Source organism: Sphaerotilus microaerophilus, assembly GCF_023734135.1.
GTDB classification, from domain to species: domain Bacteria; phylum Pseudomonadota; class Gammaproteobacteria; order Burkholderiales; family Burkholderiaceae_C; genus Sphaerotilus; species Sphaerotilus microaerophilus.
Genome location: NZ_AP025730.1, coordinates 5675794 through 5701529, shown reverse-complemented (window position 1 = coordinate 5701529; position 25736 = coordinate 5675794). Strand labels below are relative to the sequence as shown.

Below are 25736 nucleotides of genomic sequence, written 5' to 3'. Positions count from 1 at the left end.
GTCAGTCTCCGGCAACGCCTGCGGCCCGCCGGGCACGCCGGGGCGCCTGGCCGAGCAGGCCGTTCAGGCCCTTGAGGACGAGGGCGGCGGCGTCGGGCGCCTCGATCTCCATCACCTGGTCGTGCACCCACATGCGGTCACGGTCCCCGAGCACGTGGATCAGCCGCTCGGCCAGGAAGCGTGCCACCGGGTGGGTCAGCCGCGCCGGTTCGATGTCGAAGTCGGCATAGTCCTGCGAGCGCAGGTTGAGCAGGTCGATGAAGTGGTCGCGGTCCGGGTGCCGGCCCGGCGCGGCGGCCGGGGCACCGGGATCGGTGCGGGCGCCGAGCAGGTCGGCGCGGTTGTCGGCGTAGATCTCCGCCACCCGGTTGGCCAGGGTGGAGGTGAAGTCCAGGCGCTCGGGCTCGCTCATCTGCGCATAGGCGATGCGGTCGGTCACCTGGATCAGGAAGACCAGCCACTCGGCCAGGAAGTCGAAGTACTGCGCGCCGGGCAGGATGTCGAAATCCGCGCGCCGCATGTTCTGCAGCACGTTGAAGCCCACCCGCCAGACGATGAACGCCGCCGCGCCGGCCACCTCGCGCACGCTGCGTGGGCGGTCCTCGCGGAACCACTGGTTCTTGATGCGCAGGGCCATGGTCGGCCGCCTTCCCCTTCTTGTGCGCTAGCCGAATGCCGCGTGGACCGGCCTACCGGTTCGGGCCGCGGCGGATGAAGAACTCGTAGGTGCCGGTGGCCACCTCGTGGGTGGCGATGATCGAGTGGCCGGTGGCGTCGGCCCAGCCGGCGATGTCGCCGCGCACGCCGGCGCAATCGCTCACCAGGCGCAGCACCTCGCCCGGCTGCATGCTGCCCAGCAGGCGCTTGGCCTCGACGATGGGGCCGGGGCAGACGACGCCGCGCAGGTCCAGGTCGGCCTGGGCCGGCGGGTGGTCGGCGGTGCCCTTGCGGATGTAGTAGCCCTGGCTGCCGTCGGGGCGCTTGTCGGCGCCGACGACCTGGTTGCCGGTGGCGCGCGCCCAGGCGAAGAGGTCGCTCTCGGTGCCGGCGCAGTCGGACACCAGCAGCAGCACCTCGCCCTCGGCCAGGTCATCAACCAGTCGCTTGGCGCTCAGGATGGGGCCGGGGCAGCTGACGCCCTTGACGTCCAGCGTCACGTGGGGAGTGGGGAACGGGGTGGTCATGGCTCGCGGCCCTCTTTCGATGTTCAGTAGCCGCCCTTGCCGAAGGGCTTGGGCAGGCCGGCGATGCGGGCGCCCTGCTTGGCGGGGCCCATCGGGAACAGGTCGTACAGCGCCTTGTTGTCCAGCGCCGGGTCGATCTCCGCGATCTCCTTGAGCATGGCGCGGAAGTTGGGCGTGTGGCCGTGCTCGCGCCAGGCGTCGCGCAGGTAGCGGATCACGGTCCAGTGCGCGTCGGTGAGCGTGATGCCCTCGGCGGCGGCGATCACCGCGGGGACGTCGTCGCCCAGCTGGGCCTCGAGCAGGTAGCCCTCGTCGTCGACCTCGTGGTCGCTGCCGTTGATCAGGTAACCCATGGGTGGCGGTCTCCGTGTGTCGGGGGCTCAGTCCTCGGGGGAACCCAGCCCGGTGATGGTCTTGTGTGGCACGAACAGGCCGCAGCCGAGCAGGCGGTGGCGGCCCAGCCCCAGCACCTGCAGCGCCAGCGCGTGCCGCTGCGGCAGGTCGTGCAGCACCAGGGCGTGGCCGTGCAGGCGGCTGGACTCGGTCGAAGGGCGGCCCTCGCTGCCAGGAGCGAGGGTCGAGCGCGCGCCGCCGCTGATCCAGTGGCCTGTCACGCCCAACTCGGCGAGCGTGCTGGCCACTTGAGCATCGAAGTCTTCGTCGGCTGGCCCCCAGCAGACGAAGTCGGCGTACAGCGTGCGGGTGGGTACCAGTTCGCGCGGGGGCGCAGCGGCACCCACCTGCAGCGGGTGGCCGTCCACGTCGAGCCGCTGGCCGCACAGCGCCCGGGCCTGGGCCACGCGCGCGGCGGGCAGGCGCAGCCCCAGGCGGGCGCGCCGCGGCAGCAGCACGAGGTCGTCCTCGCCGGGTGAGCTGCGCAGCGCATGTACGCCGGCCTGGGGCTCCTCGGCCAGCCAGGGCAGGGCCTGCTGCAGGGCGGCGGCCAGGGCGGCGCAGTGCTCGCGCGGCAGATCCCGGCCGGCCAACTCGAAGGCCAGGTCGACCGTGTGAGCGGCCGCCTGCTGCGCGGCTTCCAGCGCGGTCGGGAGGGCCACGACCGTCATGGCACCTGCGCGGCCGGTGCGGCCGCCTGCGTGTCGCTCCAGGCCTGCATCGCCTGCGCCCAGGCAGCGGCGGTGGCGGCGTCCACGTCGAAGATGGTGAAGCGCTTGCCTTCGCGGATGCGCACGCGCAGCAGCGGCATACCACCGGTCTCGAAGTCGACCTCTTCGAGCTGGATTTCCTGCCGGCCCCAGGGCACGGTCAGGTCGGCGAGTCGGCGCGTGGCGACCATCGGTGGCGGTCCTTCGTCCCGGGGCGTCAGTTCTTCAGCTTGGCGATGCCCATCGCCTTGAGCACCATCTTCTCGAAGACGGGCTCCGAGGTGCCGTTGCGCATCTTGCGCAGGAAGTACTTCTCGAAGCCGATCTTGGCCAGGTGCACCCACTTGCCCTCGCTGAACCAATTGACGTTGCGCGGCGGGATCTGCGGCAGGGCGACGAAGGCGGCGCCGCTGTCACCGAAGTCCGCCAGGCAGACCGCGTTCCAGGTCGCCGTCTTGGTGGGCTCCTGGCCGTCCAGCGCGGCGCGGATGTTGTGCGCTGTCGCGGTGACCATCGACTCGATCATGTAGCCCGTCTTCGGCGCACCCACCGGCAGCGGCGTGGCCTCCACCGGCGGGATCGCCACGCACACGCCCACCGAGTAGATGTTCCTGAACTTCGGGTTGCGCTGGAACTGGTCGATCGTGATGAAGCCGCGCGGGTTGGTCAGCCCTTCGATGCCAAACACCGCGTCCACGCCCTTGAAGGCCGGCAGCATCATCGAGTACTTGAAGGGCAGCTCGTGCTCCTTCTTCGGCTTGCCGTCCTCGTCGTGCTCGGTGACGAACATCCTGCCGGCCTCGACCCGGGTGGTCTTGGCGTTGCAGATCCATTTGATGTGGCGATCGCGGAAGATCGACTCCAGCAGCCCCTTGGAGTCGCCCACGCCGCCCAGGCCGAGGTGGCCGATGTAGGGCTCGGGCGTCACGAAGGTCATGGGCACGCGGTCGCGCAGCTTGCGCCGGCGCAGGTCGGTCTCCATGATCATCGCGAACTCGTAGGCCGGACCGTAGCAGGAGGCGCCCTGCACCGCGCCGACGACGATCGGGCCCGGTTCCTTCACGAAGCTGTGCCAGGCGTGCTGCGCGTCCACCGCGTGGTCGACGTGGCAGATCGACTGGGTGTGCCCGCCCCCGCTGGCCGGGCCCAGGCCGGGCACCTCGTCGAAGGCCAGCTTCGGGCCGGTGGCGATGACCAGGAAGTCGTAGGCGAGGCTGCTTCCGTCACCCAGCTCGACGCGGTTCTCGGCCGGATGCACCCGCTTCGCGCCCGCGGCGGAGAAGCCGATCTTGCGCTTGGCCAGCACCGGACCGATGTCCAGCTCGATGTCGCCGCGCTGGCGCCAGTCCACCGCCACCCAGGGGTTGCTGGGCACGAAGTGGAAGGTCGGCGAGTTGCTGACCACGGTGATGCGGTCTTCCGGGCGGGCAAGTTCCCGCATCTCGTAGGCCATCGGCATGCCGCCGATGCCCGCGCCGATGATCACGATGTGCGCCATGTCCTGTCTCCGTGGATCTGCGATTCTTCGATGTGGGCGAGCGTCGGCTATTGAGCGCGTGGCGGGGCGCCAGCGTCTATAGCCGCGGGGAGGGATGGGATCTACCCCTTCCGGGTAGCTGGGCATCCCCCGTCGGGCGAAGCGAGCGCCACCGCCCGGAGTGATGGTGCGCAGCGGGCGCGGCTCCTAGTGCAGTGTTCCATTCTGTTTCCCACTTAACCGGGAGTTGGCGCGAATGACCTTCTGCAAGATGTCGCGAGCGCTCTTGGTCCAGATGAACGGCTTGGGACTGGTGTTGTGATGCGCGACGTACGCCTTGATCGCCGCCTCCAGCTCGCCCACGCTGGTAAACACGCCGCGCCGCAGGCGTTCGGTGGTGATGTCGCGGAAGAAGCGCTCCACCATGTTCAGCCAAGACGCCGAGGTCGGCGTGAAGTGCATGTGGAACCTGGGGTGCTTGGCCAGCCACGCCTGCACCGCCGCGTGCTTGTGGGTGGCATAGTTGTCGGCAATCAGGTGCAGGGTCTTGCCCTTGGGCGTCTCGCGGTCGATCTGGCGCAGGAACTTCAACCACTCGGCGTGCGTGTGCCGCTGCTGGCACTGGCCAATGACCGTGCCGTCAAGCACGTTGAGCGCAGCGAACAGCGTGGTCGTGCCGTGGCGCTTGTAGTCGTGCGTCATCGTCTGCGCACGACCCTTCTTCATCGGCAGGCCCGGCTGCGTGCGGTCCAGTGCCTGCACCTGGCTCTTCTCGTCGCAGCACAGCACCAGGGCGTGCTCGGGCGGGGACATGTACAGCCCCACGATGTCTTCGAGCTTCTCGACGAACTTCGGGTCGCGCGAGACCTTGAAGCCACGCACCAGGTGCGGCTTGAGCCCATTGGCCTGCCAGTGACGCATCACCGTGCTGGGGCTGACCTGCAGCACCGCAGCCATCTTGCGCGTGCTCCAGTGCGTGGCGGCCTCGGGCTGGCTTTGCGTGGTCAGCTCCACCAGCTTGGCCACGTCCACCTTGACCGGCGGTGCCCCGCGCGGCAGGTCCCGCTCGATGCCCGCCAGTCCGGACTTGATGTAGCGCTGGCGCCAGCGACCCGCCGTGATCCGGTCGATGCCCAGCTCCTGGGCGATCTGCAGGTTCTGCAGGCCTTGCGCGGCCAGCAAAACAATGCGCGCACGCTCGGCCAGTCGAACGCTGGTCGCCTTCGAATGCGCCAGCCGGATCAACTCAGCCTCCTCCTCTTGACTCAACTCGATCGCAGGGGCAACTCGCACTTCCTGGCTCCAACTCTGTCCGTAGTAGACCATTGGAGTCGTGTTGTTCAATTAAGTTGCTTCAACAATCAAACACTACACTAGCATCCATCCCATCACATCTGTCGATCCGCGCCGTGCAGCGACTGCTGCGCACCCTGCGAGACCGCCCCGCCCAGGAGACAAGCCGATGGCCAAGCCCATGCATCCCACGCCGATGCTCGACGAGCTCGAGTCCGGCCCGTGGCCCAGTTTCGTGACCGGCCTGAAACGCCTGGCCGAGGACAAGGACTACGTGGTCGACGTGCTCGGCCAGCTGGAGACGTCCTACAAGACCCGCAAGGGCTATTGGAAGGGCGGCACGGTCGGCGTGATCGGCTACGGCGGTGGGGTGATCCCGCGCTTCACCGAGCTGAAGGACGCCGAGGGTAAGCCGGTGTTCAAGGACGCTGCCGAGTTCCACACGCTGCGTGTGATGCCGCCGCCGGGCATGCACTACACCACCGACATCCTGCGCAAGTTCTGCGACGTCTGGGAGGAGCATGGCTCGGGCCTGATCGCCTTCCACGGCCAGTCCGGCGACATCATGTTCCAGGGCGCCAAGACGGACAACGTGCAGGGCGCCTTCGACGCGATCAACGAGCTGGGTTTCGACCTGGGCGGCGCCGGCCCGGCGGTGCGCACCTCGATGAGCTGCGTCGGCGCAGCGCGCTGCGAGCAGAGCTGCTACGACGAGGCGCGGGCGCACCGGGCGGTGATCAACAACTTCCTGGACGACATCCACCGTCCGTCGCTGCCGTACAAGTTCAAGTTCAAGTTCAGTGGTTGCCCGAACGACTGCATGAACTCGATCCAGCGCGCCGACATGGCCATCATCGGCACCTGGCGCGACAACATGCGCAGCGACGAGGCGCTGGCGCGCCGCTGGTTCGCTGCCCACGGCGTGGACGAGCTGGTCAACAACGTGGTGGCCCGCTGCCCGACCAAGGCGATCCAGCTCAAGGATGCCAGCAAGGTGGCGACCGGCGCGACCATCACCTCGGTGAAGGTGTCCGACACCCAGGCGCTGGAGATCGACAACCGTGACTGCGTGCGCTGCATGCACTGCATCAACGTCATCACCGGCGGCCTGGCCCCGGGCGAGGACACCGGCGCAACCATCCTGGTCGGAGGCAAGCGCACCCTCAAGATCGGCGACCTGATGGGCACCGTGGTGGTGCCATTCATGAAGCTGGCCACCGACGAGGACCGCGAGGCGCTGGTCGAGTTGGCCCAGAAGATCATCGACTTCTTTGCCGAGAACGCGCTGGAGCACGAGCGCACCGGCGAAATGATCGAGCGCATCGGCCTGGTGAACTTCCTGGAGGCGCTGGAGATCGAGGTCGATCCGAACATGGTCGCCTGCCCCCGCACCAACCCCTACGTGCGCACCGACGGCTGGGACGACGAGGTCGCCCGCATCAAGGCGCTCAAGCAACAGCAGCAGGCTGCCTGAGCCGGTTTCGAGGAGACGAACCTGATGAACACCGCCACGGCCACCGCCGCCACCGCCGCTCCGAAGGCCTCCCCGCGCCGCGCCATCGAGTGCGGCGTGCCCGACAACCAGCAATACCTACACCCGCTGCTGAAGAAGAACTACGGCGCGTGGAAGTACCACGACCGCCCGCGTCCCGGCGTGCTGCACCACGTGGCTCGCAGTGGCGACGAGGTCTGGTCGGTGCGTGCCGGCACCCAGCGCCAGATGGACGTGGGCACCGTGCGCAAGCTCTGCGACATCGCCGACCAGTACGCCGAAGGCCATGTGCGCTTCACCATCCGCTCGAACATCGAGTTCATGGTGTCGGCCGCCGACAAGGTGGCGCCGCTGATCGAGAAGCTGGAGGCCGAGGGCTTCCCGGTGGGGGGGACCGGCAACTCGGTGTCGATGATCGCGCACACCCAGGGCTGGCTGCACTGCGACATCCCGGGCACCGATGCCTCCGGCGCGGTCAAGGCGCTGATGGACGAGCTCATCACCGAGTTCCGGCGCGAGGAGATGCCCAACCGGGTGCACCTGTCCACCTCCTGCTGCGAGATCAACTGCGGTGGCCAGGCGGACATCGCCATCATCGTGCAGCACACCAAACCGCCCAAGATCAACCACGACCTGGTGGCCAACGTCTGCGAGCGCCCCTCGGTGGTGGCGCGCTGCCCGGTGGCGGCGATCCGCCCGGCGCTGGTCAACGGCCGGCCCTCACTGGAAGTGGACGAGGCCAAGTGCATCTGCTGCGGCGCCTGCTACCCCCCGTGCCCGCCGATGCAGATCAACGACCCCGAGCACAGCAAGCTGGCGATCTGGGTGGGCGGCAAGAACAGCAACGCCCGCGGCAAGCCGACCTTCATGAAGATGGTGGTGTCCGGCCTGCCCAACAACCCGCCGCGCTGGCCCGAGGTGTCCGAGGTGGTCAAGAAGATCCTGCACACCTACAAGGAAGACGCCCGTTCCTGGGAGCGCATCGCCGACTGGATCGAGCGCATCGGCTGGCCGCGCTTCTTCGAGAAGACCGGCCTGACCTTCACCAAGTACCTGATCGACGACTGGCGCGGCGCGCGCGTCAACCTCAACGCCTCGACCCACATCCGCTTTTGAGGCCAGCCCCACCGGGACATCACGATGAAGTTCGGCATCCTCGTCAACGAAGGCCCCTACCAGCACCAGGCCAGCGACAGCGCCTACCAGTTCTGCGCTGCCGCCATCGCCCGGGGCCATACCGTCCAGCGTGTGTTCTTCTATCACGACGGGGTGAACAACTCGACCCGCCTGACCGAGCCGCCGCAGGACGACCGCAACATCGTCCAGCGCTGGAGCCGGCTGGCCGAGCAGCACGGCGTGGACTTGGTGGTCTGCGTGGCCGCGGCGTTGCGCCGCGGCATCAAGGACGAGAACCTGGCGCCGGGCTTCCGGATCTCCGGGCTCGGGCAGCTGGTCGAGGTCGGCATCCAGGCCGACCGCGTGGTCACGTTCGGCGACTGAGTCGGTGGGAGCAGCGATGAAAAAGTTCATGTTCGTCAACCGCAAGGCCCCTCACGGCACGGTGTACGCGCTGGAGTCGCTGGAAGTGGTGCTGATCACCGCGGCCTTCGACCAGGACGTGTCGCTGGCCTTCGTCGATGACGGCGTCTACCAGCTCAAGAAGCAGCAGCTGACCAAGGGCATCGAGACCAAGAACTTCTCGCCCACCTACCGGGCACTGGACGGCTACGACATCGAGAAGCTCTACGTGGAGCGCGAGTCGATGCAGGCACGTGGGCTGACCGAGGACGACCTGCTGGTCGACGTGACGGTGCTGCCCGCCGCGGAGATGGCCGCGCTGATGCGCGAGCAGGACGTGGTGCTGAGCTTCTGAGCCTCGAAGGGAAACGCCATGCTGAACATCGTCAACAAGTCCCCGCTGGAGCGCAACACGCTGGACAGCTGCCTGCGTCTGATGTGCGCCGACGGCGGCGCCGGGGACGCGTTGCTGCTGATCGAGGACGCCGTCTACGCCGTCACCCGGGGCAACGCCGCCGCAGCGAAGATCGCCGATGCGATGGCGCGCTGCAAGGTCTACGCGCTGATGCCCGACCTGGAGGCCCGCGGCGTGGCCGACCGGGTGCTCGACGGCGTGCACACCGTGGACTACGGCGGCTTCGTCGACCTGGTGGCCGCGCACCCCAACAACCAGTCCTGGCTCTGAACACGGGCCTCGATCGACAAGACCACAAGAACGACCGACTCTGATGCGCCGATGGCCGGCGCCTACCTTTCCCCTCAGGAGAAGCCTGTGAGCACCATCGAAGTCAACGGCAAGAGCTACGAAACCGACGAGGAGGGCTACCTCGTCAACCTCGCCGACTGGAATGCCGACGTCGGCAACTACATCGCCGGCACCGAGAACATCCAGATGACCGACAACCACTGGGAGGTGGTGAACTTCCTGCGTGGCTACTACGACGAGTACCAGATCGCCCCGGCGGTGCGCGTGCTCACCAAGGCCATCGGCAAGCAGCTCGGCCCGGAGAAGGGCAACAGCCAGTACCTGTACGAGCTGTTCCCCTACGGCCCGGCCAAGCAGGCCTGCAAGATCGCCGGCCTGCCCAAGCCGACCGGCTGCGTCTGAGCTGAGCCGCCGGCAGCCCCCGTGGGGGTGCTGCCTTCCTGAGTCACCGGCACCCTGTCCGATCCGGCTGCATGCAGCCAGGGTGGTGCCGCTGCATGGCTGCGTCGCCGGCATGGCTGCCGGTGCCGAGTGCTTGGTTTCCCGGTCCCCGGTTTCTCTGGTTCCTCAGGTTTCCTTATCCCTCCTGTCCCCGTGAACTACGCATTCGCCACCCTGTTCTATTTCGCCGCCATCGTGCTGGTGGCGGGGGTGGCGGCGCGCCTGTGGCGCTGGGGGCAGGTGCCTGCGCCGCTGAAGATCCCCACCACGCCGGCTCCCACCACCTCCGGCGGCGTGGCGCTGCGGCTGGCGCGCGAGCTGGTGTTCTTCGAAAGCCTGTTCCGCGCCAATCTCTGGCTCTGGGCCTGCGGCTGGATCTTCCACGTCGGGCTGGCCCTGGTGGGCCTGCGCCACCTGCGCTACTTCACCGATCCGGTGTGGGGCCTGGTGGCCTGGATGCAGCCGCTGGGCATCCTGGGCGGGCTGCTGATGGTCGCCGGCCTGGCGGGGCTGTGGCTGCGCCGCTGGGCGGTGCAGCGCATCCGCTACATCTCCACGCCGTCGGACCACCTGATGCTGGCGCTGCTGCTGCTGATCGCCGCGTCCGGCCTGGCGATGAAGTTCGTGTTCCACACCGACGTGCTGGCGGTCAAGCGCTTCTTCATCGGGCTGATGCACTTCCAGGTGCTGCCATTGCCGGCCGATGGCCCGCTGGTCGTGCACCTGTCGCTGGTGGCGGCGCTGATGCTGATCTTCCCGTTCAGCAAGCTGATGCACGCGCCGGGGTTGTTCTTCTCGCCCACCCGCAACCAGCCCGATGACCCGCGCGAGCGGCGCCACCAGGCCGCGTGGGCGGCTCGCCTGGACGTGACCAAGGGCTGATGCGCGATGGCCGACCCAACCGCTGTCCCCACCCCCCCAGCGCCGGCTCCCAAGCCCGCTGCAGCCAAGCCGGTGGCCCCGGCGCTGCGCGAGTTCGGCGAGATCCCGGCGTTGCAGCCCGGGTCGATGGCCGGCTCGAAGCCCTATGTGGCCAACGAGAAGATCCAGGAGGCGATCGGCTTCCCCGGCGCGCTGGTGGAGGACTGGCACGACCGCGCCATCGGCAAGATGGGCGAGCTGCTGGGCAAGTACCGCTCGCTGCAGGTGTTCATGGACGCCTGCGTGCACTGCGGCGCCTGCACCGACAAGTGCCACTACTTCCTGGGCAGCGGTGACCCCAAGAACATGCCGGTGGCGCGCCAGGAGCTGATGCGCAGCGTCTACCGCCGCCACTTCACGCTGGCCGGCAAGCTGTTCCCGAAACTGGTGGGCGCGCAGGACCTGACGCGCGAGCTGCTCGACGACTGGTTCAACTACTACCACCAGTGCTCCGAGTGCCGGCGCTGCAGCGTGTTCTGCCCCTACGGCATCGACACCGCCGAGATCACGATGGCGGGGCGCGAGATCCTCGACTCGATCGGCTACGGCCAGAAGTACGGCAACGAGATCATCGGCAAGGTGCATCGCATCGGCAACAACCTCGGCCTGCCCGGCCCGGCGCTGGAGGACACCCTGCTGGGCCTGGAAGAGGATGTCAAGGAAGACACCGGCGCGGACGTGAAGTACCCGCTGGACGTGCAGGGCGCCGAGGTGCTGTTGGTCACGCCGAGTGCGGACTTCTTCGCCGAGCCGCACGTCGAGAGCCTGATCGGCTACGGCAAGGTCTTCCACGCCGCGGGCATCAGCTGGACGCTGTCGTCCAAGGCCAGCGAGGCCGGCAACTTCGGCATGTTCATCGGCAACTACGAGCAGCTGCGCAAGATCGCGCTGCGCATCCGCGAGGCGGCGCTGGAGCTGGGCGTCAAGCGCATCGTGGTGGGCGAGTGCGGCCATGCCTGGCGGGTGGCCTACAGCTTCTGGAACACGCTGGTGGGCATCGGCGCGGGCGGCAAGGACCCCTTCGCCATCGAACTGCAGCGCCAGCTGGACCCCCGCTACAAGCAGCCGATGCACATCTGCGAGCTGACCTGGGACCTGATCCAGCAAGGCCGGTTGAAGTTCGACAAAGAGAAGAACGACCACCGCATCATCACTTTCCACGATTCCTGCAACGTCGCGCGTGCCTCGCGCATGGGCGACGCGCCGGGCGGCCAGTTCGAGATCCCGCGCGCCATCATCCGCGCGGTGGCCAATCACTACGTGGAGATGGCGCCGGGCACCACGCACGAGAAGACCTTCTGCTGTGGCGGCGGTGGCGGCCTGCTGACCGACGAGTTGATGGACCTGCGCATCAAGGGCGCGCTGCCTCGCATGGAGGCGCTGCGCCAGGTCGTCGACCAGCAGGGCGTGAACTTCATGGCCACGATCTGCGCGATCTGCAAGGCGCAGTTCAGCAAGGTGCTGCCGTACTACGGCCACAAGATGCAGCTGGTCGGCGGGGTGCATCAGCTGGTGAGCACAGCCATCCGCCTCGACTGACCAGATACCCGCCAGAGACCCGTCAGAGACAAGAGCTACGCCGGAGACATGCGATGTCCGATACACCCACTCAAGGCACGGCGCTGAACTTCCGCCGCTACAAGGACGGCGACAGCCAGCCCCACTCCTGGCGGGAGAAGATCTTCCAGGCCAGCCACACGCACAAGTGCCCGACCTACATCCAGTCCACGCCACCCTGCCAGGGCAGCTGCCCGTCGGGCGAGGACATCCGCGGCTGGCTGGCCGTCACCCGCGGCACCGAGAAGCCGCCCGCCGGCGTGCCCTGGCCCGAGTACGCCTGGCGCCGGCTGACGCAGGCCAACCCCTTCCCGTCGGTGATGGGCCGGGTCTGCCCGGCGCCCTGCGAGAAGGGCTGCAACCGCAACGAGGTGGAGGACCACGTCGGCATCAACGCGGTGGAGCACTTCCTGGGTGAGTACGCCATCGCCAACGGACTGGGCTTCGCGGCACCGGCCGAACGCAGCGGCAAGACGGTGGCGGTGATCGGCGGCGGGCCGGCCGGGCTGTCCTGTGCCTACCAGCTGGCGCTCAAGGGCCACAGCGTCACCATCTTCGACGAGCACACCCAGCTTGGCGGCATGATGCGCTACGGCATCCCGGGCTTCCGCACGCCGCGCCAGGTGCTCGACGCCGAGATCCAGCGCATCCTCGACCTGGGCGTGGCGACCCGCCTGGGCGTGCGGGTGGGCAGCGACGTGACGCTGGAGCAGATCCGCGCCGAGTTCGACGCCGTCTTCCTCGGCCTGGGTGCCCAGGCCGGGCGGGTGTTGCCGATTCCCGACAGCGCGGGTGGCGGCGATGCGCCCAACGTGGTGACGGCCACTGCCTTCCTGAAGGCCTTCAACGACGGCCGCCTGCAGCATGTGGGCAAGCGGGTGGTGGTGGTGGGCGGCGGCGACACCTCGATCGACGTGGCCACGGTGGCACGCCGGCTGGGCCACATCGAGCGCAGCAACCCGACCGACTTCGACGATGTGTTCGGCGGGCGCGTTGCCCATGACGTGGCCGAGGTGTCGGCCAAGCAGGGCTGCGACGTGACGCTCACCTCGGTGTTCGGCGTCGACAAGATGCAGGCCAACCGCCACGAGATCGAGCAGGCGCATGCCGAGGGCATCGCCATCCGCGGCGGGCTGGTGCCGGTGGCGCTGCTGCGCGGGGCCGACGGGCGTGCCACCGCGCTGCGCGTGGCGCGTTGCGAGGCGAAGATGGTCGGCCCGAAGCTGGAGATCAAGCTGATCGAAGGCAGCGAGGAAGACATCGAGGCCGACCTGATCGTCTCCGCGATCGGCCAGGCGGTGGACTTCACCGGGCTGGAGGTCTTCAACGCCGGTCGCGGTGCGGTGGATGCCGACCGCAACTACCAGGTCAAGGGCCAGCCGGGCGTGTACGCCGGCGGTGATGTGCTGCGTCCGCACCTGCTGACCACCGCGATCGGCCACGGCGCCATCGCCGCCGATGGCATCGACCGCTTCCTGGCCGGCGAGGACCCGGAGAAGCGACCCAAGATCGACGTGCACGCCTTCGACCTGAAGCGCAAGATGGTCGAGAAGGGTCTGGCGTTCTCGGAAGCGGCCGAGCCGATGCGTGGCACAGACCGCACCAACGTCGCGATCCACAACTTCGAGAACCGCTCGGATCGCTACGTCATCCCGCACGACGAGCTCTTCCTCGGCCACTTCAGCTACACGCCGCGGCTGCAGCGCCACGTCACCACGCTGGACCGGCAAAGTGCGCTGGGCAATTTCGAGGAGCGGCTGGATGCCCTGAACGAGCAGCAGGCGGTGGCCGAGGCCAAGCGCTGCATGAGCTGCGGCATGTGCTTCGAGTGCGACAACTGCGTCGTCTACTGCCCGCAGACTGCGGTGTTCCGCGTGCCGAAGAAGGAGGCCACGCTGGGTCGCTACGTGGCCACCGACTACAACAAGTGCATCGGCTGCCACATCTGCCGCGATGTCTGCCCCACCGGCTACATCCAGATGGGTCTGGGCGAGTGACAGCGGGTGTGATGCCGTGAGCACGTCGACCGCGCGATCCACTGGCTTGGGCGCCGCCGCGCTGGCGGTGCTGGTGCTGCTGGCGCTGTTCTGGCTGCTGCGCCCGGCCATGCCCGCGGCCGGGCCGCTGGACGTGGCCGCGGCGAAGGCCCAGGGGCCCTGCGTGGCGCCGCCCGACGAAATCCGCCGCAGCCACCCCGACCTGCTGCGCCACCAGCGCGACGTCACGGTGCGCGAGGGCGTGCGCGGCGCCCGGGCCAGCCTGGCCGCCTGCGTGAACTGCCATGCCACGCCGGTGGCCGGGGGCGCCACACCAGTGCGTTCGGTGCTGGGCGGGCCGCAGCAGTTCTGCCAGGGCTGCCACACGGTGGCGGCGGTGAAGCTCGATTGCTTCGAGTGCCACGCCACCGTGCCGCAGGGGCCGGGCCACGGTGCCAGCGGTTCGGTGACGGCCGCTCTGTCGCGTCGCGCGACGATCCGATCGGAGGGGGCGCCATGACCAGCCACCGCCGCGCCTGGATCACCGGCAGTGCCGCCGCCGCGCTGGGCGTGGCGATCGCGCCCGGCATCCGCCTGATCGAGGTGGCGCAGGCCCGCACCAGCGGTGAGGCGGCCAGCGCCAAGGTCCGCTGGGGCCTGCTGATCGACACCTCGAAGTGCGACAGCGGCTGCGACGCCTGTGTCAAGGCCTGCAGCGACGAGAACGGTCTGCAGTCCGCCATCGAGGACCGCCAGCGCCCGCAGTGGATCCGCAAGGTCATGTTGACCGAGGTGAAGACCGGCCGCCAGGCCAGCGCGCCGATGATGTGCCAGCACTGCGCCGAGCCGCCCTGTGTGGACGTGTGCCCCACCGGCGCCTCGTTCAAGCGCGCCGACGGCATCGTGCTGGTCGACCGCCACGCCTGCATCGGCTGCCGCTACTGCATGATGGCCTGCCCCTACAAGGCGCGCTCGTTCGTGCACGAGCCGCTCGCGAACCAGCGTGCGCAGGTGCCGCGTGGCCAGGGCTGCGTGGAGAGCTGCACGCTGTGCGTGCACCGGGTCGACCGGGGCGAGCAGCCGGCCTGCGTCGAGGCCTGCGCCGCGGCCGGGCGCGGCGCGATCCTGTTCGGCGACCTCAACGATGCGAACAGCGAGATCGCCCGACGCGTGCGCGCGCTCGCCACCCAGCCGTTGCGCGCCGACCTGGGGCTGGACCCCGGCGTGCGCTACCAGGGCCTCTGAGCCCGGGCCTGTGAACCCAAGGAGCCGGGCATGAGCGCCTCATTCACCGCTGCCGCACCGAGCGAGGTTGGTGCTGCCCCTCCGGCGGCCCCGCCCACGTTGCCTTCTCCCGCCGACGAGGTGCGCCGATTCTGGGCCGTGGCGGCCTTCGGCGCGCTGCTGGTGGCCATCGGGCTGGGCGCGGCGCACTTCATGGAGACGCACGGCCACGCGGTCACCGGCATGAGCAACCAGATCGTCTGGGGCCTGCCGCATGTGTTTGCCATCTTCATGATCGTGGCCGCTTCGGGTGTGCTGAATGTGGCCTCGGTCGGGTCGGTGTTCGGCCAGACGGTCTACAAGGCGCGCGCGCCGCTGTCCGGGCTGCTGTCGCTGGCGCTGCTGGGCGGCGGGCTGTTTGTGCTGATGCTGGACCTGGGCCGGCCGGACCGCATCGTGGTGGCGGCCACGCACTACAACTTCAAGTCGGTGTTCGCCTGGAACGTGTTCCTCTACTCCGGGCTGTTCGCCATCGTGGCGGTCTACCTGTGGACGCTGATGGAGCGGCGCATGAACCGCTACGCCCCCGCAGCCGGTCTGGCGGCCTTCATCTGGCGTTTTGTGCTGACCACCGGCACCGGCTCCATCTTCGCCTTCCTGGTCGCGCGCCAGGCCTATGCCTCGGCGCTGCTGGCGCCGATGTTCATCGTGCTGTCCTTCGCCTGGGGGCTGGCGGTGTTCCTGATCGTGCAGTCCGCCATGTACGCCTGGAACGGCCTGGCGCTGCCGGTGGCGATCCAGCGGCGCATGACGCGGCTGCTGGGCATCTTCGTTGCCGCGGCGGCCTACATGGTGCTGGTCTACCACGGCACCCAGCTGTACGCGACGAAGCTGCACGGCTTCGAGCGCTTCCTGCTGCTCGACGGCGGCGTCTACCCGCTGCTGTTCTGGGTTGGCTATGTCGGCCTGGGCACCCTCTGGCCGCTGACGCTGCTGCTGGCGCCGTCGCCGCTGGGCGTGCGGGGCACGGTGCTGGCCGCGGCGCTGGTGGTGCTGGGCGGGTTCGCCTTCCTGTACGCCTTCATCGTCGGCGGGCAGGCCTGGCCGCTGGACATCTTCTCCGGCTACACGGCCAGCAGCACGTTCATGGACGGCCAGGTCGACGCCTACACCCCCCGGCTGCCCGAGTGGCTGCTGGGCCTGGGCGGGCTGGGGCTGGCCTTCCTCGTCACCGCGGTGGGCGTGCGCGTGCTGCGCTTCATGCCGCAGGACGACTTTGCCCGCTTTGATCTGGCGGCCGGCCAGCCGGTCGCCACCACAGGCACCACCGCCGCCCGCAAGGGCTGATCGCTTCCGGACGTTTCAGTGCGTCTTCCAACGTCGCCAACCGGGGAGTCCTGCATGTCCGTTCCCGCACGCTGGCTGCTGTCGGCCGCCCACAAGTCCTCCGGCAAGACCACGCTGGCCATCGGCCTGGCGGCGGCCCTGCGGGGTGCCGGCCACGCGGTGCAGACCTTCAAGAAGGGCCCGGACTACATCGACCCGATGTGGCTGGCCGAGGCCTCCGCGCGGCCCTGCTTCAACCTGGACCCGCAGCTGATGGGCTGGGGCGAGATCGATGCGCTGGTGCAGCGCGAGGTACGGAGCGGGGGGCAGGGCGGGGGGCCGGGCGCCGACGTGACCCTGGTCGAGGGCAACAAGGGCCTGTACGACGGCCTGGCGCTGGACGGCAGCAACAGCAACGCCGCGCTGGCCAAGCGCCTGGGCCTGCCGGTGGTGCTAGTGATCGATGCGCGCGGCATGACCCGCGGCGTGGCGCCGCTGATCCTGGGCTACCAGGCCTTCGACCGCGAGCTGCGCATCGCCGGTGTCATCCTCAACCGCCTGGGCGGCTCGCGCCACGAGGCCAAGCTGCGCGCGGTGATCGAGCACTACACCGACGTACCGGTGCTCGGCGCCGTGCAGCAGGATGCAGCGCTGGAGATCGTCGAGCGCCACCTCGGCCTGGTGCCCAACCACGAGGCCGAGGCGGCGTCGCGCACCGTCGCGCGGCTGGCCGATGCGGTGCGCCGGCAGGTCGACCTGGACCGGCTGCTGGCGGTGACGGCCGCCGGACCGGGCGAGGCGGCCACCGTGCCGGGGATCGAGCTGCGCGGGCCGGCGCCTGCGGTGATGCCCATGCTGATGCCTGTGCCCGTGCCAAACCCTGCCGCGGACCCGGTGCGCATCGGCGTGGCGATGGACCGCGCCTTCGGCTTCTACTACGCCGACGACCTGCGCGCGCTGCGCGAGGCGGGCGCCGAGATCGTCGCCATCGACACCCTGCACGACACGCTCCTGCCGCCGCGGTTGGACGGGCTGTTCCTCGGCGGCGGCTTTCCCGAGACCAGCGCTGCCGAGATCGCCGCCAACACTTCTTTGCGCAGCGCACTGCAGCAGGCCATCGTCGGGCAGCGCCTGCCCACCTATGCCGAGTGCGGCGGGCTGATGCTGCTCGCGCGCAGCCTGCGCACCCTCGACGGCCAGATGCACCCGATGGTCGGCGCCATCCCGGGCGATGTGGTGATGCATGCCCGCCCGGTCGGCCGCGGCTATGTGCGCCTGCGCCCCAGCGGTGCGGCGCCGTGGTCGGCGCTGGCAGAACCGCCGGTGCAAGGGGCCGGCGATGACGGCCTGCCGGCCGACGGCTGCGTGCACGCCCACGAGTTCCACTACTCCAGCCTGGAGAACCTGGACCCCGCCGCCCCCATCGACTACGCCTGGCAGGTCGAGCGCGGCCACGGCATCGACGGCCGGCGCGACGGCCTGCTGATCCACCGCCTGTGGGCGTCCTACAGCCACCTGCGCAGCGTTGGCCACTGCCGGTGGGCGGGCGCGTTCGTCGCCCATGTGCGTGCGGTGCGGGATGCGGCGCCGTGTATGGCCGTGTCCGATCTGCCGTCCCCGGTGCTGCGCACGCCGCGCTTGAGCCGCCCGAAGGAGTACCTGCCATGCTGACCCTGACCCCCGCCGCGGCCCGCGAGATCCAGAGCGCCGCCCTGCGCAGCGGCCTGCCCGATGACGACTGGGCGCTGCGCATCGCCGCCGATGTCGACGCCGAGGGCGCGATCCGCTTCGGCCTCGGCTTCGACGAGGAGCGCGAGGCCGACCTGAGCTTCACCGACCACGGCGTCGCGCTGCTGGTGGGCGCGCCCAGCCGGGAGCTGCTCACCGGCGTGACGCTGGACTTCGTGCCGACCGGGCCGAACGCCTGGGGCTTCGTCTTCCTGCCGCCGGAGGAGGCGGTGGCGCCAGCCGGTGGCTGCGGCTCGGGGGGCTGTTCGAGCGGCGGCTGCGCCTCCGCCGGGCGCGGCTGCCGCTGAACGACCCTCTCGCTGCAGTCCGGGCCGGCCCGCTGCCGGTCAGCCCGGGTGAGGACCCACCAGCTTCCACGGATGCGGCGCCGCATCGGGAAACTGCTCCAGCGCTGCGGCGGCGGCCACCGGGTCGGCCGCGTGCCCGTCCAGACAGCGCCGGGCCACCGTCAGCCAGTGCACCGCCCCGAGCCGGGCCGCCTCGGCCAGGGCGTCCAGCCGGGCCGTCTCGCGCCAGATGCGGTAGGCCTCGCCGGCGAGCGGGAACAGCAGGACCCGCCAGCCATCGAGGTTGGCGAAGTAGAAATGCAGCCCGGAGTCATTGCCATGGCGGGCATTGGCGATCAGGACGGGCAGGGTGCTGTGGCAGTCGGCCAGCAGGTCGCGGATGGCGCGCAGCAGCAGTTCGGCCCGCCGGCCGGGCGTCGCGTCCAGCAGCCGGGCCCAGTCCGGGCCGAGCAGACCCTCGGCCTGGGCCTCGCCCAGCTCGTGTGCCAGCACGCGGCGGGCATCGGCGGCGGCCATGCGATCCAGCAGGGCCGACAGCTGCGCTTCGTTGCTTCCACCCTCGTGGCCCCAGGCACGCAGTGCCCGGCGTAGCGCTCCCTCGGGTGGCTGGCTGGCCCAGGGCTCGATGCGGCTCCACAGCCAGCGGCGCAGTGCGTCGTGGCGCAGCACGATGCCGCCGGCCTGGAAGGCGGCGGGCAACGTGGCGGCATCGCGGGCGTATTCGCACCCGGCTTCGACCACCGGTACCCCTTGTTCGCGGCCGTGTTGACGCAACTGAGCCAGGAAGAAGTGTGCGGCGCCGAAGCGGCCGATGCCGGCGCCGTACACCAGCCCGTGCGGCAGCAGCCGGTCATTGATGGCGCGGACGTCGAAGGGATCCCGCGGCGCATCGCCGCCGATCCTGATCGCGTCATAGTCGGCCGTTTCCAGCGCCTCCCACAGCCGCTCGCGCTCGGTCAGCCAGCGGCCGATGTCGGCGCGCGGCAGTGCGGCGGGCAGCGGCAGGTCATGCTCCCAGCGGTAGAGCTCGCGCATCTGCAGCAGGTAGTTGCACAGGCTGAGCTCGCGGGCGTGGCGCGCATCGGCGACATGGCAGTTGCGCTGCACCTGCTCGATCAACCGATCCAGGCCGGGCAGCGGACGGGGCCGTGCAGCGTCGGCCGGTGGCATCAGTCGTCGCCCGGTTGAGGCGACGCCTCTCGCGCCTGCGAGAGCAGGTCCTCGGCCTGCAGGGCGTTGTCGGCGTGGATCAGCCGGATCTGCTCGTTCGGGCCGAGCGGGCCACTGCGCAGTGCCTGAACCCGGGCGCGCGCCTCGCGGTAGGTGTCGTACTGCCCGGCCGGCGACAGGGTGCCGATGGGCAGGCTGCGGCGGTACACGAAGTAGGGCATGGCGTTCGAGACCGGGCCGGGCATCCAGGACGGCGTCGGCTCAGCGTGGCAACGGGGGGCGCAGGGGCGCCAATCCCGGCGTGGCGGAGCCTCCATGGGGCAGTGCCACGCTCGCCGGGGCGGTTTGTGCGGCTTGTGCGGCTTGGGCGGCTGGTGCGGGGTAATGTCCGGCCACGCCGTGCTCCACCGCGAACACCGCCGCCTCCACGCGCGAGCTCAGGCCCAGCTTGGCCAGGATGTGGCGCACGTGCAGCTTGACGGTGTCATGGCTGATGGCGAGCGCCTTGGCGATGGTCTTGTTGCTCTTGCCGCCGACCAGGAACTGCAGGATCTCGCGCTCGCGCTCGGTGAGCTTGACGGTCTTGCCCTTGGGCGCATCGGCCTGACCCAGGCGCAGCAGGTTGCTGAGCTTGCCCGCCATGGCCGGGGCGATCACCAGCTCGCCATGGCCGCAGCGGCGGATCGAGGCGATCACGTCGTCCGGGTCCATGTCCTTGAGCAGGTAGCCGCGCACGCCGGCCCGCAGCGCCTCGGCCAGGTCGTCGGGCGAGTCGCTCATGGTCAGGATCACCACCGGCGTCTCCACCCCCGCCGCGCGCAGCCGCCCCAGCAGGGTCAGGCCGTCCATCAGCGGCATGCGCAGGTCCATCACCAGCAGGTCGGGCGCCTGCTGCTGCAGGATCGGCAACACCTCGTCCGGCTGGCCGGTGGCGGCGAGTACGCGCATGCCGGCACGCAGCTGCAGCAGCTCGGCCAGGCCCTGGCGGCACAGGCCGTGGTCATCGACCAGCACCACGCTCAGGCTATGTTCATCCATGGTGGGTTGCCGTTCCTGGAAATTGGAGCCGCAGCGACGTGCCGCGTCCGCTGCGGCTGAGCAACTCGATGCGCCCGCCGATCAGCCTTGCACGTTCGCGCATGAGGTCGAGTCCGAAGTGGTCCTGCCGGCCGCCCTGGGTGGCCTGGGCCTGAGGCAAACCGACCCCGTCGTCATCCACGCTCAGGATCATCTGGTCGTGCACTCGCTGCAGCCGCAGCGTTGCGTGGCGTGCGCCGGCATGCTTGGCCACGTTGGCCAGCGCCTCGCGAGCGATGTGGAAGACCTGCAATTCCTGCTCGGGGTTCAACCCCAGTGCTCCAGCCTCGTCGATCACCTCCACCTGCAGGCCAGCCACGCTGCCGAGTTGCTCGGCCACCTGGTGGAGAGCCTGCACCAGCCCTTGCGGGTCCATGCGGGTGCGGAACTCGCTGATCAGCTCGCGCATGCGTCCGTGTGCACCGGCCAGCGAGTCGTCGATGTCTTTCAAGTAGCGCTCCGAGGTCAGCCGATCGCCGTGGTCGACGGCGCTGCGCAGCAGGGCCAGGCGCATGCGCATCCAGGTCAGTGACTGGGCCAGCGAGTCGTGCACCTCGCCCGCCAGCATCAGGCGTTCCAACGTGACGCTGTCGTGCAACGCGCGACGCGCCAGCCGGTGGTTCTCCAGCGCCAGGCCGAGCATGTCGCCCATCGCCGGCAGCAGCGCCGACAGCGTGGCCGGCACCTCGGGCGGGCCGTCGAAGAAGAGGTTGAGCACGCCGCAGGGCGCCTGGCCGTGGTGCAGCGGCAGCACGTAGACACGTTCCTGCGGCACCTCGGAGAGCTGCCGGGCCACCGCCCGGGCGCAGGCGCAGGTGGAGGAAGCGGCGCAGGCCCGGTCCAGGCGCAGGGCGTCGCTGCACACGCCGCAGTCGCTGCCCGGCTGCTGGCGGGATTCGAGTGCATTGACCGCCAGGTCACCGACCGCACTCACCAGCAGCAGCCCGCCGTCGTCGGCGTCGACCAGCCGCAGGGCGCCCGCACGCGCGCCCGCCAGCGTGACGACGGCCTGCAGCAGTCGCTGCAGCGGCGCACGCCATTCGCCATCCGCCAGCGTCGGCATGGCCGCCTGGGGTGGCAGGTCAAGGCGCGGCGGCGTGGCCTTCGCGATCACCGCCGCGAGGGGGGCCGGAGGCGGGCGCCGGGCGGATGAGAGGAGGGCCGACATGGGCAAGGTACTTCCTGGGTTGTGACCACCCAACAGGTCGTATACCCATTGGGGTACGTGTGTATTTTCGACCCGGGCGAAGGGCGGCACAACGGGGGAATCCCGAGCCAGGAGGCTGGATGCGGATGGCTTGCGTTGCGTCAGCCATTGAGCTACCCAGCCGGGTAGGGTGCGCTGCCCTTGGAGGGAATAGACGGTTCGCGGGCGGGTGGGCGTAATGGCGCCACGCTGATCACGACCCCACCGCCGGTGGGGGGAACCGTCCGCGTGGCTTGCCGCGATGGGGGCCATGTCGCGGCGCAGCGCAGAACGACGAGCACCGAGACCATGCCCGCGCCCAGCTCCCCCAGCCCTGTCTCCACTTCAGGTCGCCTGCCCCTGCACGACCCGATCGCCGCGCCGCTGCCGGAGGCCAGGACCGAGGTCAAGACCACGACCTGTTACATGTGCGCCTGCCGTTGCGGCATCCGCGTGCACCTGCGCGATGGCGGCAACGGGCCCGAAGTGCGCTACATCGAGGGCAACCCCGAGCACCCGCTCAATAAGGGCATCATCTGCGCCAAGGGCTCCTCCGGGATCATGAAGCAGTACGCCCCGGCCCGGCTGACCATGCCGCTGCGGCGCAAGCCGGGCACGGAGCGCGGCGCCGGGCAGTTCGAGCCGATCAGCTGGGAAGAGACCTTCACGCTGCTCACCGAGCGCCTGGGCCAGCTGCGCGCCACCGACCCGAAGAAGTTCGCCCTCTTCACCGGCCGCGACCAGATGCAGGCGCTGACCGGCCTGTTCGCGCGCCAGTTCGGCACCCCGAACTACGCAGCGCACGGCGGCTTCTGCTCGGTCAACATGGCCGCCGGGATGATCTACACGATCGGCGGCTCGTTCTGGGAGTTCGGCGGGCCCGACCTGGAGCGCGCCAAGCTCTTCGTGATGATCGGCACCGCCGAGGACCACCATTCCAACCCGCTCAAGAACGCCATCGGCAAGTACAAGAACGCCGGCGGGCGGTTGGTGGCGATCAACCCGGTGCGCACCGGCTACGCCGCAGTGGCCGATGAATGGGTGCCCATCCGCCCCGGCACCGACGGCGCGCTGCTGCTGGCGCTGATCCGCGAGCTCATCGCACTCGGCCTGTACGACCGCGACTTCCTGGTGCGCTACACCAACGCCGGCCAGCTGGTGAACCAGGCCGAGGCGCATGACGAGTTCGGCCTGATGATGCGCAACGCCGAGGGCGATGTCGTCAACCCGCTGCGCCCGGCCAACTTCTTCTGGTGGGACCGCCTGAGCGGCCGGCCGGTGGCCGACCACGCACCGGGGGCCGACCCGGCGCTGCTGGGCGCCTTCACGATGCCGGACGGCACGCCCGTCAAGCCAGCCTTCCAGTTGCTCGAAGAGCGCGTGCGCGACTGCACCCCCGAGTGGGCCGAGGGCATCACCGGCATCCCGGCCGAGACCATCCGCCGCCTTGCGCATGAGATGGGCGTGACCGCACGCGACCACACCATCGAGCTGCCGATCGCCTGGACCGACTGTTGGGGCCAGGAGCACAAGAGCGTCACCGGCAAGCCGGTGGCCTTCCACGCGATGCGCGGGCTGGCGGCGCACAGCAACGGCTTCCAGACCATCCGCGCGCTGGCCATCCTGATGTCGCTGCTGGGCACCATCGACCGGCCCGGGGGCTTTCGCCACCGCGCCCCTTACCCGCGTGCCGTGCCGCCCAACGCCCGCCCGCCGCGCTCGCCCGCCTCGGTCAAGCCCAACACCCCGCTGGACGCGCCGCCGCTGGGCTGGCCGGAGACGCCCGCCGACCTCTTCGTCGACGACGCCGGCGAGCCGGTGCGCATTGACAAGGGCTTCAGCTGGGAGCACCCGCTGTCCGCCCACGGGCTGATGCACAACGTCATCACCAACGCCTGGCGCGGTGACCCCTACCCGATCGACACGCTGTTCCTCTTCATGGCCAACATGGCCTGGAACTCGAGCATGAACACCTCCGAGGTGCGCAAGATGCTCGTCGACAAGGGGGCGGACGGTGCCTACAAGATCCCCTTCATCGTGGTCTGCGATGCCTTCCGCTCGGAGACCACCGAGTTCGCCGACCTGATCCTGCCGGACACCACCTACCTGGAGCGGCACGACGTGATGTCGATGCTGGACCGGCCGATCTCGGAGTTCGAAGGCCCGGTGGACGCGGTGCGCGTGCCCATCCTGCCGCCGCTGGGGCAGTGCAAGCCCTTCCAGGAGGTGCTGGTCGAGCTGGGCAGCCGGCTCAAGCTGCCGGCCTTCACGACGCCCGAAGGCGGTCGCAAGTACCGCGACTACCCGGACTTCATCGTCCGCTACGAGACCGCACCGGGCTCGGGCATCGGCTTCCTGACCGGCTGGCGGGGCGCCGAGGGCGACAAGGCGATGCGCGGCGAGCCCAACCCCAAGCAGTGGGAGGCCTACGCGGCGAACAACTGCGTGCACGCGGTGCACCTGCCGCCCGCGCTGCAGTACATGCGCAACTGGAACCGCGACTACATGGTCTGGGCCCAGCAGATGGGCCTGCGGCGTGACAACGACCCGATCGTCATCCACCTCTACTCGGAGTTCCTGCAGCGTTTCCGCCTGGCCGCCGAGGGCAAAGCGGGTGGGGGGCCGCGTCGCCCGCCGGAGCGCCTGCGCGAGCGCATCCGCACCTTCATGGACCCGCTGCCCTTCTGGTACGAGCCGCTGGAAGGCCTGCAGGCCGACAAGGCCAGCTTTCCGCTCGCGGCCATCACCCAGCGGCCGATGGCGATGTACCACGCCTGGGATTCGCAGAACGCCTGGCTGCGCCAGATCCATGCCCACAACGAGCTGCACGTCAACACCCGCACCGCACAGGCGGCCGGCATCGGCGACGGCGACTGGATGTGGGTCGAGTCGCGCTGGGGCCAGGTGCGCTGCCTCTGCCGGCACTCGGAGGCGGTCGAGCCCGGCACCGTCTGGACCTGGAACGCCATCGGCAAGGCCCGTGGCGCCTGGTCGCTGAGTGACGATGCCAACGAGTCGCGCAAGGGCTTCCTCCTCAACCACCTGATCAGCGAGGAGCTGGCGCCGGAGGCCGACGGCCGGCGCTTCTCCAACTCCGACCCCGTCACCGGTCAGGCCGCCTGGTACGACGTGCGCGTGCGCATCCGTCCCGCCGGGCCGGACGGGGCCGGCGAGACCTATCCTCAGTTCGCGCCGATGCAGGCGGTGCCGGGCATGGCCGCGGCGCCCCCCAAGTGGCGCGCCTGGTTCGCCGGGCGCATGGGCCTGGGGGCTGGCGCCGCGAACAAGGGAGGCCAGGCATGACACAGCTCGCCCTGGTCATCGACCTCAACATCTGCGTGGGCTGCCATGCCTGCGTCACCAACTGCAAGCAGTGGAACACCTCCGGCGCGGCCGGCCCGCTGGTCGACGAGAACCCCTACGGCGCCGACCCCACCGGCACCTTCTTCAACCGGGTGCAGACCTTCGAGGTCGGCGAGTTCCCCAACACGCAGACGGTCCACTTCCCGAAGAGCTGCCTGCACTGCGAGGACCCGCCCTGCGTGCCGGTCTGCCCCACCGGCGCGAGCTACAAGCGCGCTTCGGACGGCATCGTGCTGGTCGACTACGACCGCTGCATCGGCTGCAAGTACTGCAGCTGGGCCTGCCCCTACGGCGTGCGCGAGCTTGACGAGAAGCGCCAGGTGATGACCAAGTGCACCCTCTGTGTCGACCGGATCTACAACGAGCAGCTGCCGGTGGCGGAGCGCAAACCCTCCTGCGTGCTGGCCTGTCCGGCCGGGGCGCGGCTGTTCGGCGACGTGCACGATCCGGACTCGGTGGTGTCGGTGGCCATCCGCGAGCGCGGCGGCTACCCGCTGATGCCCGAGCAGGGCACCCAGCCGTCCAACCACTACCTGCCGCGGCGCCGCACCGTGATCCCGGTGCGCGCCGAGCAGCTCGTGCGCGCGGACAACCCGCTGCGCGTCGATGGCCGCGAGCCGCAGCCAGCCACCGGTGAGCCGCTTGGCGCCGATTGGGAGCATTGACATGGCCCACCCCCGTTGCGG

General features: G+C 69.7%; 27 protein-coding genes. 16 read left to right on the top strand and 11 right to left on the bottom strand.

The genetic code is table 11. From position 1 onward, the window contains the following. Position 1: 1 nt before the first annotated feature. The 7 genes from NGK70_RS24725 to NGK70_RS24690 form a co-directional block, all read right to left on the bottom strand. A complete protein-coding gene (locus NGK70_RS24725) occupies positions 2-637 on the bottom strand; it encodes a hypothetical protein (protein ID WP_251971087.1) in 636 nt (211 codons plus the stop codon). 52 nt (positions 638-689) lie between these two features. Beyond that, positions 690-1184: a sulfurtransferase TusA family protein gene (locus NGK70_RS26545; RefSeq protein ID WP_310742562.1), complete on the bottom strand. Its 495-nt coding sequence runs from the start codon at positions 1182-1184 to the stop codon at positions 690-692. A 23-nt stretch (positions 1185-1207) separates the two neighbouring features. Continuing rightward, positions 1208-1537 carry a TusE/DsrC/DsvC family sulfur relay protein gene (locus NGK70_RS24710; protein WP_251971086.1) on the bottom strand — a complete coding sequence of 110 codons (330 nt, stop codon included), beginning with the start codon at positions 1535-1537 and terminating at the stop codon, positions 1208-1210. 27 nt (positions 1538-1564) lie between these two features. Then, a complete protein-coding gene (gene cas6 / locus NGK70_RS24705) occupies positions 1565-2239 on the bottom strand; it encodes a type I-MYXAN CRISPR-associated protein Cas6/Cmx6 (protein ID WP_251971085.1) in 675 nt (224 codons plus the stop codon). A gap of 5 nt (positions 2240-2244) precedes the next feature. Next, positions 2245-2478, bottom strand: coding sequence for a DUF6967 family protein (locus NGK70_RS24700; RefSeq protein ID WP_251971084.1), 234 nt, complete (start codon positions 2476-2478; stop codon positions 2245-2247). Between the two features lie 26 nt (positions 2479-2504). Next, complete coding sequence (locus NGK70_RS24695; protein ID WP_251971083.1) at positions 2505-3785, bottom strand: NAD(P)/FAD-dependent oxidoreductase; 1281 nt, start codon at positions 3783-3785, stop codon at positions 2505-2507. Positions 3786-3971: 186 nt separating this feature from the next. Then, the gene (locus NGK70_RS24690) at positions 3972-5057 is read right to left on the bottom strand and encodes an IS630 family transposase (protein ID WP_428985603.1); all 1086 of its coding nucleotides are present in this window, start codon (positions 5055-5057) and stop codon (positions 3972-3974) included. A gap of 169 nt (positions 5058-5226) precedes the next feature. On the opposite strand from NGK70_RS24690, the gene dsrA reads away from it, so the two are divergent. The 14 genes from dsrA to NGK70_RS24620 all read left to right on the top strand — a co-directional run bounded on the left by dsrA (position 5227) and on the right by NGK70_RS24620 (position 18254). Then, the gene (gene dsrA / locus NGK70_RS24685; RefSeq protein WP_251971082.1) at positions 5227-6531 is read left to right on the top strand and encodes a dissimilatory-type sulfite reductase subunit alpha; all 1305 of its coding nucleotides are present in this window, start codon (positions 5227-5229) and stop codon (positions 6529-6531) included. A 24-nt stretch (positions 6532-6555) separates the two neighbouring features. After that, positions 6556-7665 (top strand): dissimilatory-type sulfite reductase subunit beta, encoded by a 1110-nt coding sequence (dsrB, locus tag NGK70_RS24680; RefSeq protein WP_251971081.1) that lies wholly within the window; start codon positions 6556-6558, stop codon positions 7663-7665. Between the two features lie 24 nt (positions 7666-7689). Next, on the top strand, positions 7690-8049 hold the full coding sequence (tusD, locus tag NGK70_RS24675; RefSeq protein ID WP_251971080.1) for a sulfurtransferase complex subunit TusD: 360 nt from the start codon (positions 7690-7692) through the stop codon (positions 8047-8049). Between the two features lie 16 nt (positions 8050-8065). Next, on the top strand, positions 8066-8422 hold the full coding sequence (gene tusC, locus NGK70_RS24670) for a sulfurtransferase complex subunit TusC (RefSeq protein WP_251971079.1): 357 nt from the start codon (positions 8066-8068) through the stop codon (positions 8420-8422). An 18-nt stretch (positions 8423-8440) separates the two neighbouring features. Continuing rightward, on the top strand, positions 8441-8752 hold the full coding sequence (gene tusB / locus NGK70_RS24665; RefSeq protein WP_251971078.1) for a sulfurtransferase complex subunit TusB: 312 nt from the start codon (positions 8441-8443) through the stop codon (positions 8750-8752). An 87-nt stretch (positions 8753-8839) separates the two neighbouring features. Continuing rightward, positions 8840-9175, top strand: a complete 336-nt coding sequence (locus tag NGK70_RS24660; RefSeq protein WP_251971077.1) for a TusE/DsrC/DsvC family sulfur relay protein — start codon at positions 8840-8842, stop codon at positions 9173-9175. 192 nt (positions 9176-9367) lie between these two features. Continuing rightward, positions 9368-10096, top strand: a complete 729-nt coding sequence (locus NGK70_RS24655; protein ID WP_251971076.1) for a respiratory nitrate reductase subunit gamma — start codon at positions 9368-9370, stop codon at positions 10094-10096. 6 nt (positions 10097-10102) lie between these two features. Further along, entirely contained in the window at positions 10103-11674 is a 1572-nt protein-coding gene (gene dsrK / locus NGK70_RS24650; RefSeq protein WP_251971075.1) for a sulfate reduction electron transfer complex DsrMKJOP subunit DsrK, read from the top strand. Between the two features lie 53 nt (positions 11675-11727). Beyond that, entirely contained in the window at positions 11728-13689 is a 1962-nt protein-coding gene (locus NGK70_RS24645; RefSeq protein WP_251971074.1) for an NAD(P)-binding protein, read from the top strand. 16 nt (positions 13690-13705) lie between these two features. After that, entirely contained in the window at positions 13706-14188 is a 483-nt protein-coding gene (locus NGK70_RS24640; protein ID WP_251971073.1) for a hypothetical protein, read from the top strand. Then, positions 14185-14913 (top strand): sulfate reduction electron transfer complex DsrMKJOP subunit DsrO, encoded by a 729-nt coding sequence (dsrO, locus tag NGK70_RS24635; RefSeq protein ID WP_251971072.1) that lies wholly within the window; start codon positions 14185-14187, stop codon positions 14911-14913. The genes NGK70_RS24640 and dsrO overlap by 4 nt, the downstream gene beginning before the upstream one ends. A 30-nt stretch (positions 14914-14943) precedes the next feature. Continuing rightward, entirely contained in the window at positions 14944-16239 is a 1296-nt protein-coding gene (nrfD, locus tag NGK70_RS24630) for an NrfD/PsrC family molybdoenzyme membrane anchor subunit (RefSeq protein WP_251971071.1), read from the top strand. A gap of 54 nt (positions 16240-16293) precedes the next feature. Continuing rightward, positions 16294-17889, top strand: a complete 1596-nt coding sequence (locus tag NGK70_RS24625) for a cobyrinic acid a,c-diamide synthase CobB (protein ID WP_251971070.1) — start codon at positions 16294-16296, stop codon at positions 17887-17889. Next, positions 17883-18254 (top strand): HesB/IscA family protein, encoded by a 372-nt coding sequence (locus NGK70_RS24620; protein ID WP_251971069.1) that lies wholly within the window; start codon positions 17883-17885, stop codon positions 18252-18254. Before NGK70_RS24625 ends, NGK70_RS24620 begins: the two co-directional genes overlap by 7 nt. A 39-nt stretch (positions 18255-18293) precedes the next feature. Here NGK70_RS24620 and NGK70_RS24615 read toward each other — a convergent pair whose 3' ends face one another. The 4 genes from NGK70_RS24615 to NGK70_RS24600 are packed head-to-tail and all read right to left on the bottom strand — an operon-like array spanning position 18294 to position 21669. Next, positions 18294-19424, bottom strand: coding sequence for an Sfum_1244 family protein (locus tag NGK70_RS24615; RefSeq protein WP_251971068.1), 1131 nt, complete (start codon positions 19422-19424; stop codon positions 18294-18296). Beyond that, positions 19424-19645 carry a hypothetical protein gene (locus NGK70_RS24610; RefSeq protein WP_251971067.1) on the bottom strand — a complete coding sequence of 74 codons (222 nt, stop codon included), beginning with the start codon at positions 19643-19645 and terminating at the stop codon, positions 19424-19426. The genes NGK70_RS24615 and NGK70_RS24610 overlap by 1 nt, the downstream gene beginning before the upstream one ends. Before the next feature lie 40 nt (positions 19646-19685). Further along, a complete protein-coding gene (locus tag NGK70_RS24605) occupies positions 19686-20462 on the bottom strand; it encodes a response regulator (protein WP_251971066.1) in 777 nt (258 codons plus the stop codon). Next, positions 20455-21669: a GAF domain-containing sensor histidine kinase gene (locus tag NGK70_RS24600; protein WP_251971065.1), complete on the bottom strand. Its 1215-nt coding sequence runs from the start codon at positions 21667-21669 to the stop codon at positions 20455-20457. Before NGK70_RS24600 ends, NGK70_RS24605 begins: the two co-directional genes overlap by 8 nt. 444 nt (positions 21670-22113) lie before the next feature. On the opposite strand from NGK70_RS24600, the gene NGK70_RS24595 reads away from it, so the two are divergent. Together NGK70_RS24595 and NGK70_RS24590 are read left to right on the top strand one after the other, a co-directional pair. Further along, positions 22114-24990 (top strand): molybdopterin oxidoreductase family protein, encoded by a 2877-nt coding sequence (locus tag NGK70_RS24595; RefSeq protein WP_251973889.1) that lies wholly within the window; start codon positions 22114-22116, stop codon positions 24988-24990. Then, positions 24987-25715, top strand: a complete 729-nt coding sequence (locus tag NGK70_RS24590) for a 4Fe-4S dicluster domain-containing protein (protein WP_251971064.1) — start codon at positions 24987-24989, stop codon at positions 25713-25715. The genes NGK70_RS24595 and NGK70_RS24590 overlap by 4 nt, the downstream gene beginning before the upstream one ends. Positions 25716-25736 lie beyond the last annotated feature (21 nt).

Coding starts and splice junctions, on each gene's coding strand:
- NGK70_RS24725 (WP_251971087.1), bottom strand. CDS start 637: ATGGCCCTGCGCATCAAGAACCAGTGGTTCCGCGAGGACCGCCCACGC.
- NGK70_RS26545 (WP_310742562.1), bottom strand. CDS start 1,184: ATGACCACCCCGTTCCCCACTCCCCACGTGACGCTGGACGTCAAGGGC.
- NGK70_RS24710 (WP_251971086.1), bottom strand. CDS start 1,537: ATGGGTTACCTGATCAACGGCAGCGACCACGAGGTCGACGACGAGGGC.
- NGK70_RS24700 (WP_251971084.1), bottom strand. CDS start 2,478: ATGGTCGCCACGCGCCGACTCGCCGACCTGACCGTGCCCTGGGGCCGG.
- NGK70_RS24695 (WP_251971083.1), bottom strand. CDS start 3,785: ATGGCGCACATCGTGATCATCGGCGCGGGCATCGGCGGCATGCCGATG.
- dsrA (WP_251971082.1), top strand. CDS start 5,227: ATGGCCAAGCCCATGCATCCCACGCCGATGCTCGACGAGCTCGAGTCC.
- dsrB (WP_251971081.1), top strand. CDS start 6,556: ATGAACACCGCCACGGCCACCGCCGCCACCGCCGCTCCGAAGGCCTCC.
- tusD (WP_251971080.1), top strand. CDS start 7,690: ATGAAGTTCGGCATCCTCGTCAACGAAGGCCCCTACCAGCACCAGGCC.
- tusC (WP_251971079.1), top strand. CDS start 8,066: ATGAAAAAGTTCATGTTCGTCAACCGCAAGGCCCCTCACGGCACGGTG.
- tusB (WP_251971078.1), top strand. CDS start 8,441: ATGCTGAACATCGTCAACAAGTCCCCGCTGGAGCGCAACACGCTGGAC.
- dsrK (WP_251971075.1), top strand. CDS start 10,103: ATGGCCGACCCAACCGCTGTCCCCACCCCCCCAGCGCCGGCTCCCAAG.
- NGK70_RS24645 (WP_251971074.1), top strand. CDS start 11,728: ATGTCCGATACACCCACTCAAGGCACGGCGCTGAACTTCCGCCGCTAC.
- dsrO (WP_251971072.1), top strand. CDS start 14,185: ATGACCAGCCACCGCCGCGCCTGGATCACCGGCAGTGCCGCCGCCGCG.
- nrfD (WP_251971071.1), top strand. CDS start 14,944: ATGAGCGCCTCATTCACCGCTGCCGCACCGAGCGAGGTTGGTGCTGCC.
- NGK70_RS24625 (WP_251971070.1), top strand. CDS start 16,294: ATGTCCGTTCCCGCACGCTGGCTGCTGTCGGCCGCCCACAAGTCCTCC.
- NGK70_RS24620 (WP_251971069.1), top strand. CDS start 17,883: ATGCTGACCCTGACCCCCGCCGCGGCCCGCGAGATCCAGAGCGCCGCC.
- NGK70_RS24615 (WP_251971068.1), bottom strand. CDS start 19,424: ATGCCACCGGCCGACGCTGCACGGCCCCGTCCGCTGCCCGGCCTGGAT.
- NGK70_RS24610 (WP_251971067.1), bottom strand. CDS start 19,645: ATGCCCTACTTCGTGTACCGCCGCAGCCTGCCCATCGGCACCCTGTCG.
- NGK70_RS24605 (WP_251971066.1), bottom strand. CDS start 20,462: ATGGATGAACATAGCCTGAGCGTGGTGCTGGTCGATGACCACGGCCTG.
- NGK70_RS24600 (WP_251971065.1), bottom strand. CDS start 21,669: ATGTCGGCCCTCCTCTCATCCGCCCGGCGCCCGCCTCCGGCCCCCCTC.
- NGK70_RS24595 (WP_251973889.1), top strand. CDS start 22,114: ATGTGCGCCTGCCGTTGCGGCATCCGCGTGCACCTGCGCGATGGCGGC.
- NGK70_RS24590 (WP_251971064.1), top strand. CDS start 24,987: ATGACACAGCTCGCCCTGGTCATCGACCTCAACATCTGCGTGGGCTGC.